Here is a 12,581-nt window from a genome sequence, read left to right as displayed (position 1 = left end):
CATGACGGTACTGATAGCGGGGGCGGGGATCGGCGGGCTCACCGCCGCGCTGAGTCTGCACGCGGCGGGCGTCGACGCGGTGGTGATGGAGAGCGCGCGGGAGATCCGGCCGCTGGGGGTCGGCATCAACCTGCTGCCGCACGCGGTGCGCGAACTGACCGAGCTCGGCCTCGGCGAGCACCTCGCGGAGACCGGGGTCGCCACCTCCGAGAACGTGTACAGCGATGCGAAGGGCCATCAGCTCTTCGCGGAACCAAGGGGGCTGGCGCAGGGCTACCGATGGCCGCAGTACTCGGTCCACCGCGGCGAGCTGCAACTCCTGCTCCTCGCGGCGGTCCGCGAACGGCTGGGCACCGACGCGGTACGCACCGGCATGCGGCTGGTGGACTTCGCGGAGGAGGCCGACGAGGTCCGCGTCCGGCTGCTGCACCGGGCGAGCGGTGCCGTGGAAGGGTGCGGCGCCGCGGCACTCATCGGTGCGGACGGGCTGCACTCCGCCGTCCGGGCGCGGCTGCATCCGGACGGCGGGCCGTTGTTGTGGTCGGGCGTCCGGATGTGGCGGGGTGTGACGCGGGCCGAGCCGTTCCTCTCCGGCCGCTCGATGGTGATCGTCCGGGAGGGGGACGTGGAACTGGTCGCCTATCCGATCGGGCGCGGCCGGATCAACTGGGTGGCGCAGGTGCGCGTGGCGGAGCCGGGCCCGCTCGCCGAGGGAGCGGACTGGAACAGCGCGGGCCGCCTCGCGGACGTGCTGCCGTACTTCGAGGACTGGTCGCTGGGCTGGCTGGACGTGCCGGGCCTGCTGGCGAACAGCCCGGGGATCCTGGAGTACCCGATGGTCGACCGGGAACCGCTGCCCTCGTGGGGGCGCGGCCGGGTGACCCTGCTCGGCGACGCCGCGCACCCGATGTATCCGGTGGGCGCGAACGGCGCGTCCCAGTCGATCGTCGACGCCCGCGTGCTGGCCCATGAACTCGCGGCGGCCGGTGACGTTCCGACGGGTCTCTCCCGGTACGAGAGCCTGCGCCGGGAGGCGACAGCGGCGGTGGTCCTGGCCAACCGGGAGATGAGCCGGTCGAGCAGCGGTTCCGCGCGCGGCCTTGCGCGGATGACCGACACCTACCGGCACGCCACGGGAAGCGATGTGGCCGTCCTCAACTCACGCGCCTCCCTGACCCCCGGCTGAGCCGAAGCCGTCGGGGTCGGCGCGCGAGGCACGCTTCAGGAGGAGGTCCTTTTCCTGGGCGTTCTGGGTCAGGGAGGCCGCGTGCTCGAACTCCGCCCTCGCTTCGGCCGGCCGGCCCAGGCGCTCCAGGAGATCTCCTCGTACGCTCGGCAGCAAGTGGTAGCCCTTCAGGGCCGGTTCGTCCCGCAGCGCGTCCACCAGTGCCAGGCCTGCCGCAGGACCTTCGGACATCGCCACGGCCACCGCCCGGTTCAGCTCGATCACGGGGGACGGAGTCAGAGCCATCAGACGGCCGTAGAGGAGGGCGATCGACGTCCAGTCGGTGTCCTCGTAGCGCATGGTCTGCGCGTGGCACGCGGCGATCGCCGCCTGGATGGAGTACGGGCCGTCACCCGCGCGGTGCAGGGCCTCGATGCCCCGGCGGATGAGCAGCCTGTTCCACTTGGCACGGTTCTGGTCGGCGAGCAGCACCGGCTCGCCGCCGGGTCCGGTGCGGGCCGCGATGCGGGAGGACTGGAACTCCAGCAGCGCGGCCAGGCCGTGCACTTCGGGCTCCTTCGGCATCAGGGCGCAGAGCACGCGCACCAGGCGCAGCGCGTCCTCGCACAGTGCGGGGCGGACCAGGTCGTCGCCGGCCGTCGCGGAGTACCCCTCGTTGAAGACGAGGTAGATGACTTCGAGGACCGAGGCGACACGGGCGTCCCGGTCGGCACCGCAGGGCACCTCGAAAGGGACCCCGGCCTTGGCGAGGGTCCGCTTCGCGCGGACGATGCGCTGGGCGACCGTGGGCTCGGGAGCCAGGAACGCGCGGGCGATCTCCTGTGTGGTCAGCCCGCCGAGCAGGCGCAGGGTGAGGGCGATCCTGGCCTCGGTCGAAAGGACGGGATGGCAGGCGGTGAAGATGAGCCGCAGCAGGTCGTCGTCGATGCGGTCCGGGTCGTCGAAGTCCGCCGGGTCGGGCGGCGGCACGTCTTCGAGGGCCCGCCCGACCTCCGCCAGCTTGCGGGCGTACGTCTCCTTGCGGCGGACCAGGTCGATCGCGCGATGCTTGGCGGTGGCCATGAGCCAGGCGCCGGGCTTGTCAGGGACGCCCGAGTCGGGCCACTGTTCCAGCGCCGCGACCAGGGCGTCCTGCGCGAGTTCCTCCGCGATGCCGACGTCCCGCACGATGCGGGCGACCCCCGCGATGATCCGCGCGGACTCGATCCTGAATACCGCTTCGACCGTCTCGGTCGCACTTGCTGCCGTCACGGCCACCCATCAGAGCAGTCCCGCGCAGACGCGGCAAGCTCGGCCCGGCGGGCCGTCCGGATGCCGCTCACGCGTCCCGGCGGACACCCCCTCGCGGCTTCCGTCCGCACCCGGTTGCGTAGCCTTGGCCGCATGCACCGGCTCCAGCGTCTCCGCCTCGATCACGCCCCGGCCCTCCTGAAGTTCGAGCGCGAGAACCGGGCGTACTTCGCCGCGTCGATCTCCGACCGGGGCGACGACTACTTCACTCATTTCGACGCCCGCCACCGCGCACTGCTGGCCGAGCAGGAGGCGGGCATCTGCTTCTTCCACCTCGTGGTGGACGACGACGGTTCGGTGCTCGGCCGTGTCAACCTGGTTGATGCCGCTGACGGTTCGGCCGAGCTCGGGTACCGGATCGCCGAGCGGGCCGCCGGGCAGGGGCTGGCCACGGCGTCCGTACGCGAGGCCTGCGCGCTGGCCCTCGCGGAGTACGGCCTCACCACGCTGACCGCCGTCACGACCCTGGACAACACCGGTTCCCGGACGGTCCTTGCCCGTACCGGATTCACCCCCACCACGCCGCTCCAGCTGGACGGCCGCCCGGGCCTCCGCTTCGTACGGGATCTGCGACTTGGCCGATAGCCGACCACCGCGGAGGCCCTGGTCGTACACTCGCCCGTAGCCTCACACGCGTGTGAGGGTGAGGGAGTCGATCCGCAAGGAGGAGCACATGCGCATCGGAGAGCTTTCGGAGCGCACCGGCACGTCGCGTCGGCTGCTGCGCTACTACGAGGAGCAGGGCCTGATCATCTCCAGCCGCTCCCCCAACGGCTACCGCAGTTACGACGAGAACCTCGTGGACCGGGTCCTGCAGATCCGGGGACTGCTCGACGCGGGGCTTCCGACCCGCATCATCAAGCAGATCCTCCCCTGCCTCAACAAGCCCCGCGTCATCCACTTCCCCGACGCCACCCCGGAGATGCTCTCCACACTCACCCTCGAACGCGACCGCATGACGCAGCGCATCGAATGCCTGATCCGCAACCGCGACGCGGTGTCGGAGTATCTCGACACGGTGAGCGGCGGAGCGACCCCCGAGCGCATCCCGGAGGCCTCCGCGGCCCGCTGAACCGCGGGCGGTCCGAGGCTCTCAACTCCCAGGCGCGCAGGACGAGTTGATGGACCGCCAGGAACTGAAGGGCCGTTCACGGGGCCCCTTCCTCGACCTCCACGAGGACGAGGACGCCATGGCTCCCGGGGCGCACCGCGTGCGCGGCCCCCGCCGGGACCATCTGCAGCTCGCCCGCGTTCACGGTCACGGGCCGGCCGGCGACGGTGAGTTCGAGTCGGCCGTCCAGGACGAGCAGGGCCTCCGTCATGCCGTGCCGCTCCTCGGCGATCGGCAGCTCGTCCATCCTGAGGACCTTCACACAGGCCGGCCCCACCTCCCCCAGGACGAGCGAGCGCCATCCGGCGGGGAGACCGGCAGCGGTTTTCAGCAGGTTGATCGGGCTCAAGGCGTATGCCTCCTCCGCGGTCGGGCATGGCGCAGCCGACCGTTCCGGGTGGATCTGTGGATGCCTCGAAGGCTATGCGCCCGCCGGACCCCGCCGGTCGACCGAACGGCAAAGGATGTCGGCTCCGCGCTGGAACGGATCCGCCCGCATCCCTGTCTACCTTTCCGGGCACCCCAGAGCGGTGCCGCTCGGGCGTGCCCGGGTGTACTTCTGGCAGAGAGTTCTATCGACCCATGGGTCTCACGAGTAACAACGTGCTGGCACTGACCGTGCTCTGCGCGGTGGTGATGTTCACGGTCACCATCTGGCTGTGGCCGCGCCTGGCGCGCCAGAACTGGAAAACCGTCCTGGGCCGACTGGGACTGCTGGTGGTGACTCAGCTGCTGGTGTTCGCCGCGGTGGGGCTCGCGACGAACAACAGCTTCCTGTTCTTCGGCTCGTGGACGGATCTGTTCGGGCAGGAGCAGGGGGTCGGCGTGGTGGTCGACCACTCGGCTCAACTGGGCGACGGGTTCCTGGAGTTCCTGCCCCGTTGAGCCATCCGGCCCCGACGCCCCGCAGGGCGCGCCGGGGCCGGCCGCAGGGTTCTCAGCGGCGGCGCCGACCGCCGAGGACCCTGGCGAACAGACCCTGCGACGCGGCAACCGGAACCGGCGCGGCGGGCTCCGGCTCGGCCGGCCGCTCCGGCGGGGCCGCCGGGTGCAGGGGCTGGGGCGGGGTGGGGGCCTTGGCCTTCTTGCCGTCGATCCGGATCAGCGGGGCGCCCGCCACCTCTTCCACCCCGTGCCACAGGTCCGTGCGCGACTTCAGCCATGCGAGGAGTTCGGCGCGCACCGGCTCGGCGTCGCCCCAAGTGCCGTACGCCTTGGTGCCGGTGATGCAGATGAGCTTGAGCTCCATGGTGGCCACCGCTCCCCAGACCGCCGCCGCGACGCCGGGGCAGTGTTCGGCCCGGAAGTCGTCGAAGGCCACGATCGCGTCCGGGGCGGCCAGCTCCCTGGCGGCCTCGATGTCGCCGTGCACATGCTCGTACAGGTGCGAGGCGTCGACGTGGATGAAGCGGCAGCTGTCCGGCTTCAGGCGGGAGGCGATGACGGAGGTGGGCGCCTGCACGACGGTGGGCAGCTCTTCGTGGAAGGCGAGGTAGTTCGCCTCGAAGCCGCGGCGGGTCAGCGTCGAGTACGACCGGCCCATCTCGGCACTGTTGGGGTCGTCCGGTGCCGGTGAGTCGAAGAGGTCGCAGACCGTGAACTCCTCGCCGGGCCGCAGATACCCGCCGATGAAAATCGCGCTCTTGCCCAGGTAGGCGCCGAGTTCCAGCAGGTCACCCGCCTGTTCCGGGGTCTTTTCCTGACGCTTCAGGAACCAGTCGAACAGCAGTTGGTCGGCCGGCCAGAACCAGCCTTTGACATCGGAGAAGCCGGCCGGGGGCGGCACCGGTGCACTCGTCGTTTGTGACATGGCCCGGTCCTACTCCTGCCAGATGACCGGAAGATGACCGCGGGGCATGGCCCGGACACCCCCTGTTGAAACTCCCCCGCCATCGAAGGAAAACCCGGTCCGGGACGGCGATCACAACGCTCCGTATCACGCACAAAACGCAGGGCGACCACCACACCCATCGGCCGGATTGCCGAATTCCACCCCTACACATAAAGGCGACATAAGCGCACAATAGGAGCGCGACACAGTGTCGCAGCGCGGCCAGACGTGCAGACTTTCAGAAGGAGGCGAGTCGGATGGCCGACGTCTCACACCGCCCCGGTGATATTTCGGGGCACCCCGATGTATCGGAGATGCGGGACCGCTACGCGAGGATGATGGAAACCCGCGGCGTCGCGGCGGTCGAGGAGCTCGTGATCCTCGCCGGCATATACGCAGCGATCTCCGGCTGGACGGTCCACTTCTCGGCCGCCAAGCCCACCCTGGCCCTCAGTAACCTGGTCGTCGGCATAGCCCTCGCGGTCCTGGGCCTGTGCATGTCCATGGCCCCGGAGAGGTCCACGGACCTGAACTTCGTGGTCCTGCTCCTCGGAGCCTGGCTGATCGTCTCGCCGTGGGTCGTCGCGCGCAGCGCCGGCACCGGAGCCATCCTCAGCAACGTCATCACAGGCGCCTGTGTGTGCCTGTTCGCACTGGTCGCGGGCGGCATTCTGATGTCCAGGGGCCGAAGGGCGACCTGACGTCCTGCGCCGCCACCCGGAACACCGTGAGGACTTCGTCGACCGTACGGGCCCGAAGGTAGCCGGGATGCGGTGAACCACCCGACTCGTACGGCACCCGCGCCTCAACTCCCGGTCTGGAAACCGGAGTCGGTGCGGGCGCCGTCGACCTCTGGGACCACCCGGCGCAACCACCTGCGCTCGCCGTCCTGCCACACATCGGTCGGCGCCAGACCCGCCGCCGCGGCAACGGCCGCGGACGCGCGGTGCTCGGGATGGATGTGCGCCAACACCTCCCGCACGGGCTGCCGACCGAGCCACTCCACGAGCCCCCGGGCCGCTTCGGTGGCGACGCCCCGGCCCTGCCAGGCGGTTCCCACCACCCACGCGATTTCGGCGACCGCCCCGTGCGGGGCCGGGCCCACCGTCGCCTGGACCGTGCCCGCCAGGCATCCCTCGTCGCGGAGCCGGATCACCCAGTTCAGCCAGCTCACCCCGGGGTCGGGAGAGCCGGCGGTCAGGCGCTCGTAGCGCGCGCGGAGGGACTGCGGGGTGTCCGGGGCGCCGCCGATGAACGCATGCAGCGCGGGGTCGGACAGCACTCCGGCCATTTCCTCGGCGTGGGCGACACGGAGCGGCAGGAGGTCGAGCCGCGCGGTCGCGATGGCCCCGGGAGCAAGGGTGCTCACCCCGGCATCCTCTCCGCTCGCCCGCCCGGCTGTCGATCTACGCCCGCCGAAACCGGGGTCTGGTGCAACCCCGCCCGCCGGGGCGAAGATGCTCTCCACTCGACCGGGGACAGACAGGGGCGTTTCAACGATGCGGGAATCACCGGTTCCGGAAGCGGAGGGTGAGTTACCCGGTGCCCACTCGCGCCGCCCGTTCGGCCGGCCCGGCCGCCGACCGCGGGCGACCGCCGTCCCCCGAGTCGTGATCACGGCCCTCACCCGTGCATGTGAGGGCGATCACAGCTCCAGGGGGCCGCCCGGGAGTAACCTGGCGACATGCCTCCGCTCGTTCGACGCCGCCACGTGGACTACGTCCGCGTTACGAGCATGGCCTGTCGCACTTCTCGCTGACCCAGGCCCCCCTTCACCCTCCCCGTGCCTCCCGCGGCGCCCGCCTCACCCCGGCGGAGCCGTGACCGCGCCCACCCGCGCCGGCCGGGACATATTCCAGCGGATGGCTCCCATGTCGTACGTGTCCTCCTCGCAGCTCCCGATCATCGACCTCTCCGCCGCCGACCGCGGCCCCGAGGCCCGGCGGCAGCTGCACACCGAGCTCCACAACGCCGCCCACGGCGTCGGCTTCTTCCAGTTGGTCGGGCACGGCGTCACCGACGCCGAGACCGCCGCGCTCAACGACACCATGCGGGCGTTCTTCCGGCTGCCCGAGGCGGACCGGCTCGCCATCGACAACGTCAACTCGCCCCATTTCCGCGGCTATACGCGCATCGGCGACGAGCGCACCGGCGGCTCCCGCGACTGGCGCGACCAGCTCGACATCGGCGCCGAACGCCCCGCGCACATACCCGGCCCGGGCGAGCCCGCGTACTGGTGGCTGGAGGGGCCCAACCAGTGGCCCAGTGCCCTGCCGGCGCTGCGCACCGCCGCGCTCACCTGGATCGAGAGGCTCAGCGCGGTCGCCGAGAAGCTGCTGCACGAGCTGCTCGCCGCGATCGGCGCGCCCCAGGACTTCTACGACGACGTATTCGGCGACCGGGCCCATCTGCACCTCAAGCTGGTGCGCTACCCGGGCAGCGCCGAGGACGGCACCGCCCAGGGCGTCGGCGCCCACAAGGACTACGGCTTCCTCACCCTGCTGCACCAGGACACCGTCGGCGGACTCCAGGTGCAGCGCGAGGACGGCCGCTTCCACGACGTGCCGCCGCTGCCCGGAGCCTTCGTCGTCAACCTGGGTGAGCTGCTCGAAGTCGCGACCAACGGCTACCTGCTCGCCACCAACCACCGCGTGGTGAGCCCGGCCGGAGCCACCGAGCGCTTCTCGGTGCCGTTCTTCTACAACCCGCGCCTGGACGCCCGCATCGAGCCGCTGCCCTTCCCGTACGCGGCGCACGCCCCCGGCGCCACCGCGGACCCGGCGAACCCGCTGTTCGCCGAGTACGGCCGCAACGAACTCAAGGGGAAGCTGCGGGCCCACCCCCTGGTGGCCGCCCGCCACCACGCGGACCTGCTGCTCACGGAGCGCCCGCTCGCCGGATCCACCCTGACGTCGTAGCCGCCCCTATAGCCGGCGGTCGAGCAACAGCTCGGAGAGGGCGATCAGTTCGTCCACGCACGACGCCTCCAGCGGGACCGCGCGCAGTTGGTCGCGCGCGGCGGCCACCCGGGTGCGCGCGTCCCGCAGGGCGTAGGCGCGTCCGCCGGCCTCCTCGACGAGGCCGGCGGCGCGCCGCACGGCGGCCTCGTCGGGGCTCGCCGTGAGCAGGCCCTCCAGGCGGGGCCCGAGGGACGGGTCCATCGCCATCGCCCCGAGGACGGGCAGCGTCTTCTTTCCGCGCCGCAGATCGCTGTGCACCGGCTTTCCGGTGACGGCGGGGTCGCCCCAGATGCCCAGCACGTCGTCGACCGCCTGGAAGGCGAGCCCCCACTGCTGTCCGGCCCGCGCGAGCGTGTCCGTGAGCAGCGGCGGGGCGCCCGCGAGGACCGGCCCGAGGGCGGTCGCGCAGGCCAGCAGGGCACCCGTCTTGCGCGCCGCCATGGCTCGGTACTCGGCGAGGCCCACCGCCCCCGGGCCGGTCCACGGACGGGACTCGAACAGCACGTCATCGGCCTGGCCGTGCACCAACTCACCCATCATCACGGTCAGTTGACGGACAGCCGCACCGCTTCCCGCACCACTGGCCTCGGCCAGCGTACGGACGGCGAGGGCGAACAGGGCGTCGCCCGCGAGGACGGCGGGCCCCGTGCCGAAGGCCTTCCAGGCGCTGTCGCGGTGTCGCCTGCGTTCGTCGCCGTCCATGATGTCGTCGTGCATCAGCGAGAACGTGTGGATCAGCTCGATCGCCACGGCCGCCGGTATCGCCGCCTCCGCGCTCGCGCTCACCGCCTCCGTCCCGAGCACGGCGAGCGCCGGCCGCACCCCTTTGCCGCCGCCCCCGGAACTCGGCGTACCGTCCGCCTCGCACCAGCCGAACGCATGCGCCGCGATGCGGCCGGGCCCGGGGTGCAGACCCTGGACGGCCTTGCGCAGCGCCGGCTCGACGAGTTCCCGGCAACGGGTGAGGGTGGCGGGCGCGGACGGCCTGGCCTTGAGGGATACGGGGGTGTGCAGACCGGCCTGGGTGGACATGGGCTCTGTTCCTGTCGTGTGCCGTGCGGAGGATGCTGAGGACATCGCGGGGGCCGCGCTCAGTGGGCGGGAACGGCGTCGGCGGCCGTGACGCCCAGCTCCGCGCGCGCCTTGCCGATCATGGCTTCGGCGTGCTGCAACCCGATGTCGCGGAGCGCTCGCTCCAGCACGTCGAGGTCGGCCGCGGTCTCGGTCGCCGCACGCCCCTGCCGGGCCTTGGCCTTCACCAGGCCGAGCCGGGACAGCGCCTCGCCGCGCGGCTCGCCCATCGCGCGGAACTCCGCCAGCGACCCGCTGTAGCACTCCTCGGCCTCGGCGTAGCGCCCCGCCCGGTACAGCACGTTGCCCCGCATCTTGTGGTTGTAGGCGAGCGCGCCGACCAGCTGGATCTCGCGGCAGAGCACCTCCGCCTCGGTGAGCAGGGCCAACGCCGCTTCCGGGTCGCCCTGGGCGGAGCGCACATCGGCGATGCCCCGCAGCGCCCAGGCCCGGCCGCGGTCGTCACCCGCGTCGCCGGCTATCTGCGCGGCCTCCTCGAAGAGGGCGAGCGCGCTGTCGAAGGAGCCGGTGTTGCGGTGCATCTGCGCGATGCCTTCGAGCGCCCACACCGTGTGCCGGGCCTCGCCCCGTTTGCGCGCCTCGGCGAGCAGCTTCTCGTGGAGCCTGCCCACGGCCTCGTAGTCGCCCTGGATGCGTCCGGTCTCGGCGAGCCCGGCCAGGGAGTAGCCGCGGGCCACGATGTCGCCGCCCTGTTCGGCGAGTTCTGCCGCGGTGGCGAGCCGGCGCCGGGCAAGTGCGAGGTCGCCGCGCTGGCGGGCCAGGGTGCCGCCGCTCCACACCGCCCAGGCCATCGCGCCCCGGTCGTCCGCCCGGCGGGCCGCACGGTAGCTGTCCTTCCACGCCCGCTCGGCCTCGTCCACGTGGCCGAGCCGCCTGCTCGCCTCGGCCACGGCGAGCCCCGCGTGCGCCAACTCCACGGCATCGCCACTCAGTTGGGCCCGCCGCTGCTCCTCGACGGCCTTGGCGAGCACTTCCTCCAGGGATGTGTTCACCGAGAGCTCGCCCAAGGATCCCCGGTACTCGGGGGCGAATGCCTTGCCGTACATGGTTGTCTCGCTTCGGATCGGAATGCGGAAGCAGAGCGCTCCCGCCTTGATCACGAAGCTATGAGACAACCGGGTGCCGAGGAGTCAGCCTCAGAGCTCGTGTGCCGTACATCTGAAGTCTGACGCCCGGCGCGGAGGTCCGCCCTCAGCGGGACTCCGCGATCTTGGCAAGATAGGCGTCGGCCCGCTCCGGGTCGATCAGCCAGTCTCGGTAGTCGAGCGGGTCCGCGTAGCCGTTGGCGAAGCGGTGGGCGATCTCAGGGAACTCGAAGGCGGCCCGCACCAGGCGCGAGATGTGCTCGGCCGGCGGCTGACGCAACATCAGATCCGTGAAGGCGTGCACGTGCCGCGTGTGCTCCCAGTACGCGTCGAACGTCCCCCGCATCCACCGCTCGTCGTACGGGAGCTCGCCGCGCCGCACGATCGCGTCGAGGTACGCGGCCGCGGCGCGGGCCGCGTTGTTGGCTCCCTGCCCGGTGATCGGGTCGTTGACGACGACCGCGTCCGCCATGCCCAGGACGTACTGGCCGCCTCCGAGCGCGGCCACCCCGTGCCGGACCGTCGGGGTGATCGCGCCGTACAACGCGGCGCCCTCGTCGGTGGGTTCGGCTCCGGCGAAGCGCTCGTACTCCCCCGGCGCGTACGTGCGCAGCAGCTCCACCGCGCGCCGCAGCCCCTCGCGCGGCTTCGGCCGGTCCTCCCAACAGTCGTACGGGCCGCCGAATTTGGCTTCGAGCAGCAGGATTTCGCACGGTCCGCCCACGGTCAGCGCCTGCAGCGCGATCGCGTCGCCGGCCGAGGGCATGCCCGTGTTGCGCAGATACGCATCGGTCTCGTCTCCCCGCGGTGTGACGCCCCATGCGTAGAACGCGGCGAGGGCGCGCTGGGGGCGGTCGTACACCGAGCGCGCTTCGTCGCGGCCGAACAGCGAGGAGAGCGCGCCGCGGCCGGCGGCGACGACGGTGAGCTCGTGGCGTGCGGCGATGTCCGCGAGGTAGTCGGCATCGGCCGCCCGGAACTCCACCCGGCCGCCGCGCGCCTCGAACAGCTCCAGCCACGCGGAGAGTTTGACCCGCTGGTCGACCGAACGGACCTCCGCGTCATAGGTGGTGGTGAACCGCGCCGACCAAGGCTCTTCGGCCGTGGGGTCCCCCTGGTTCATCTCCAGGCCGCCCATCACGGGCGCCGAGTCGTCCCAGAGGTTCAGCCCGGCCGCCCGCTCCAGCGCCAGGGCCGGCCCGAACATCAGCTGAGTCGAGGTGACCCGGCCGTCGCGGATCCGGTCCGCGGTCCGCTCCGACACCAGCGTCACGTCGTACTCCGCGGCCTGGAGTCCCAGCGCCAGTTGGAGCCCGGCCTGCCCCGCCCCGATGATCGCGATCCTGCGCACACATGCCTCCACCTGGTCCACCACCCGTCCCGACTCCCCCGTTGTACTGGGTGGTGTGCGGGACTGCCTAGACGACATCGGCGCCCATGAGGTCGCTCGCAGGACGTGACTGCCCGGCACGCGCCGCACCGGAGCGGGCGGTCACTGCGCGGCGGCCGGCTTCCTGACGCCCTTGGTGCTGTCGCACACCAGGCTCCTGATCCCGGCCGAGCCCTTGGGCTCGGCGACCGCCCGGCCCTTGCGGCAGTCCCCGTCTCCGGCCGCGTCCCGGCAGCCCTGGAGCCACTGCCCGGGCGATCCCTCGGCCTTGGCACCGCCCTGCTCGCTGCGCCACTGCTCGCAGCCACCGTTCTTGAGGAAGTCCTGGGTGCGTCCGGTCGGGTCCGCCTTCATACCGGCCAGGGCCACGACATAGCCGCCTTCGTAGGCGACCTGATCGTGGAAGAGCGGCTTGTCGTTGAACTTCGAGACGACCACGGCTCCGATGCCGAGACAGACGGCGATGCCGACCGCGAGGGCCATCAGGAGGTTCCGTCGGGACGGGCCTTGATGGGACACGTATTCCGGTGCCTGATCGAGAAGAACCATATGGCCGACCTTGGCACACCCGGCCTAACACTCCGCTAACGTCCCGACCAGTATCGGCCTTGCATCAGGGCAACTGACGAAGCATCA

General features: G+C 71.6%; 13 protein-coding genes and 1 pseudogene. 6 read left to right on the top strand and 8 right to left on the bottom strand.

The window, feature by feature from the left end; genetic code table 11:
* The first annotated feature begins 1 nt into the window (after position 1).
* On the top strand, positions 2-1,186 hold the full coding sequence (locus tag ABD346_RS11345) for a flavin-dependent oxidoreductase (RefSeq protein WP_344374164.1): 1,185 nt from the start codon (positions 2-4) through the stop codon (positions 1,184-1,186).
* Here ABD346_RS11345 and ABD346_RS11340 read toward each other — a convergent pair.
* Complete coding sequence (locus ABD346_RS11340) at positions 1,160-2,437, bottom strand: RNA polymerase sigma factor (RefSeq protein WP_344374163.1); 1,278 nt, start codon at positions 2,435-2,437, stop codon at positions 1,160-1,162. The two genes, ABD346_RS11345 and ABD346_RS11340, sit on opposite strands and share 27 nt — an antisense overlap.
* Positions 2,438-2,569: 132 nt before the next feature.
* Here ABD346_RS11340 and ABD346_RS11335 point away from each other — a divergent pair, with 132 nt between their 5' ends.
* Positions 2,570-3,061, top strand: coding sequence for a GNAT family N-acetyltransferase (locus ABD346_RS11335; RefSeq protein WP_344374162.1), 492 nt, complete (start codon positions 2,570-2,572; stop codon positions 3,059-3,061).
* A gap of 88 nt (positions 3,062-3,149) precedes the next feature.
* Entirely contained in the window at positions 3,150-3,548 is a 399-nt protein-coding gene (locus ABD346_RS11330) for a MerR family transcriptional regulator (RefSeq protein ID WP_344374161.1), read from the top strand.
* Positions 3,549-3,624: 76 nt separating this feature from the next.
* Here ABD346_RS11330 and ABD346_RS11325 read toward each other — a convergent pair whose 3' ends face one another.
* Positions 3,625-3,936 carry a cupin domain-containing protein gene (locus ABD346_RS11325; protein WP_344374160.1) on the bottom strand — a complete coding sequence of 104 codons (312 nt, stop codon included), beginning with the start codon at positions 3,934-3,936 and terminating at the stop codon, positions 3,625-3,627.
* A gap of 233 nt (positions 3,937-4,169) precedes the next feature.
* On the opposite strand from ABD346_RS11325, the pseudogene ABD346_RS11320 reads away from it, so the two are divergent.
* A pseudogene (locus ABD346_RS11320) lies at positions 4,170-4,433 on the top strand (esterase); the annotation flags it as partial.
* Between the two features lie 91 nt (positions 4,434-4,524).
* Here ABD346_RS11320 and ABD346_RS11315 read toward each other — a convergent pair.
* Entirely contained in the window at positions 4,525-5,397 is an 873-nt protein-coding gene (locus tag ABD346_RS11315; RefSeq protein WP_344374159.1) for a class I SAM-dependent methyltransferase, read from the bottom strand.
* A gap of 278 nt (positions 5,398-5,675) precedes the next feature.
* Between ABD346_RS11315 and ABD346_RS11310 the strand changes: the two genes are divergently transcribed.
* The gene (locus tag ABD346_RS11310; protein WP_344374157.1) at positions 5,676-6,119 is read left to right on the top strand and encodes an SPW repeat protein; all 444 of its coding nucleotides are present in this window, start codon (positions 5,676-5,678) and stop codon (positions 6,117-6,119) included.
* 104 nt (positions 6,120-6,223) lie between these two features.
* Here the strand turns inward: ABD346_RS11310 and ABD346_RS11305 are convergent, their stop codons facing one another.
* On the bottom strand, positions 6,224-6,787 hold the full coding sequence (locus ABD346_RS11305; RefSeq protein ID WP_344374156.1) for a GNAT family N-acetyltransferase: 564 nt from the start codon (positions 6,785-6,787) through the stop codon (positions 6,224-6,226).
* A gap of 493 nt (positions 6,788-7,280) precedes the next feature.
* Between ABD346_RS11305 and ABD346_RS11300 the strand changes: the two genes are divergently transcribed.
* Positions 7,281-8,336 carry an isopenicillin N synthase family dioxygenase gene (locus tag ABD346_RS11300; protein ID WP_381228739.1) on the top strand — a complete coding sequence of 352 codons (1,056 nt, stop codon included), beginning with the start codon at positions 7,281-7,283 and terminating at the stop codon, positions 8,334-8,336.
* A gap of 6 nt (positions 8,337-8,342) precedes the next feature.
* Here the strand turns inward: ABD346_RS11300 and ABD346_RS11295 are convergent, their stop codons facing one another.
* The 4 genes from ABD346_RS11295 to ABD346_RS11280 form a co-directional block, all read right to left on the bottom strand.
* On the bottom strand, positions 8,343-9,410 hold the full coding sequence (locus ABD346_RS11295; RefSeq protein WP_344374155.1) for a polyprenyl synthetase family protein: 1,068 nt from the start codon (positions 9,408-9,410) through the stop codon (positions 8,343-8,345).
* Positions 9,411-9,469: 59 nt separating this feature from the next.
* A complete protein-coding gene (locus ABD346_RS11290; protein WP_344374153.1) occupies positions 9,470-10,516 on the bottom strand; it encodes a tetratricopeptide repeat protein in 1,047 nt (348 codons plus the stop codon).
* Between the two features lie 145 nt (positions 10,517-10,661).
* The gene (locus tag ABD346_RS11285; protein WP_344374152.1) at positions 10,662-11,930 is read right to left on the bottom strand and encodes a styrene monooxygenase/indole monooxygenase family protein; all 1,269 of its coding nucleotides are present in this window, start codon (positions 11,928-11,930) and stop codon (positions 10,662-10,664) included.
* Between the two features lie 117 nt (positions 11,931-12,047).
* Positions 12,048-12,428, bottom strand: a complete 381-nt coding sequence (locus tag ABD346_RS11280) for a hypothetical protein (protein ID WP_344374151.1) — start codon at positions 12,426-12,428, stop codon at positions 12,048-12,050.
* Positions 12,429-12,581 lie beyond the last annotated feature (153 nt).

Origin of the sequence: Streptomyces mauvecolor (assembly GCF_039532965.1) — a bacterium.
Classification (GTDB): Bacteria; Actinomycetota; Actinomycetes; order Streptomycetales; family Streptomycetaceae; genus Streptomyces; species Streptomyces violascens.
This window is presented reverse-complemented; position numbering and strand designations above follow the sequence as displayed.

What these genes read in the sequence shown, in the direction of transcription:
- ABD346_RS11345 (WP_344374164.1), top strand. Translation starts at nt 2, where the DNA reads ATGACGGTACTGATAGCGGGGGCGGGGATCGGCGGGCTCACCGCCGCG.
- ABD346_RS11335 (WP_344374162.1), top strand. Translation starts at nt 2,570, where the DNA reads ATGCACCGGCTCCAGCGTCTCCGCCTCGATCACGCCCCGGCCCTCCTG.
- ABD346_RS11330 (WP_344374161.1), top strand. Translation starts at nt 3,150, where the DNA reads ATGCGCATCGGAGAGCTTTCGGAGCGCACCGGCACGTCGCGTCGGCTG.
- ABD346_RS11315 (WP_344374159.1), bottom strand. Translation starts at nt 5,397, where the DNA reads ATGTCACAAACGACGAGTGCACCGGTGCCGCCCCCGGCCGGCTTCTCC.
- ABD346_RS11310 (WP_344374157.1), top strand. Translation starts at nt 5,676, where the DNA reads ATGGCCGACGTCTCACACCGCCCCGGTGATATTTCGGGGCACCCCGAT.
- ABD346_RS11300 (WP_381228739.1), top strand. Translation starts at nt 7,281, where the DNA reads ATGGCTCCCATGTCGTACGTGTCCTCCTCGCAGCTCCCGATCATCGAC.
- ABD346_RS11295 (WP_344374155.1), bottom strand. Translation starts at nt 9,410, where the DNA reads ATGTCCACCCAGGCCGGTCTGCACACCCCCGTATCCCTCAAGGCCAGG.
- ABD346_RS11290 (WP_344374153.1), bottom strand. Translation starts at nt 10,516, where the DNA reads ATGTACGGCAAGGCATTCGCCCCCGAGTACCGGGGATCCTTGGGCGAG.
- ABD346_RS11280 (WP_344374151.1), bottom strand. Translation starts at nt 12,428, where the DNA reads ATGGCCCTCGCGGTCGGCATCGCCGTCTGTCTCGGCATCGGAGCCGTG.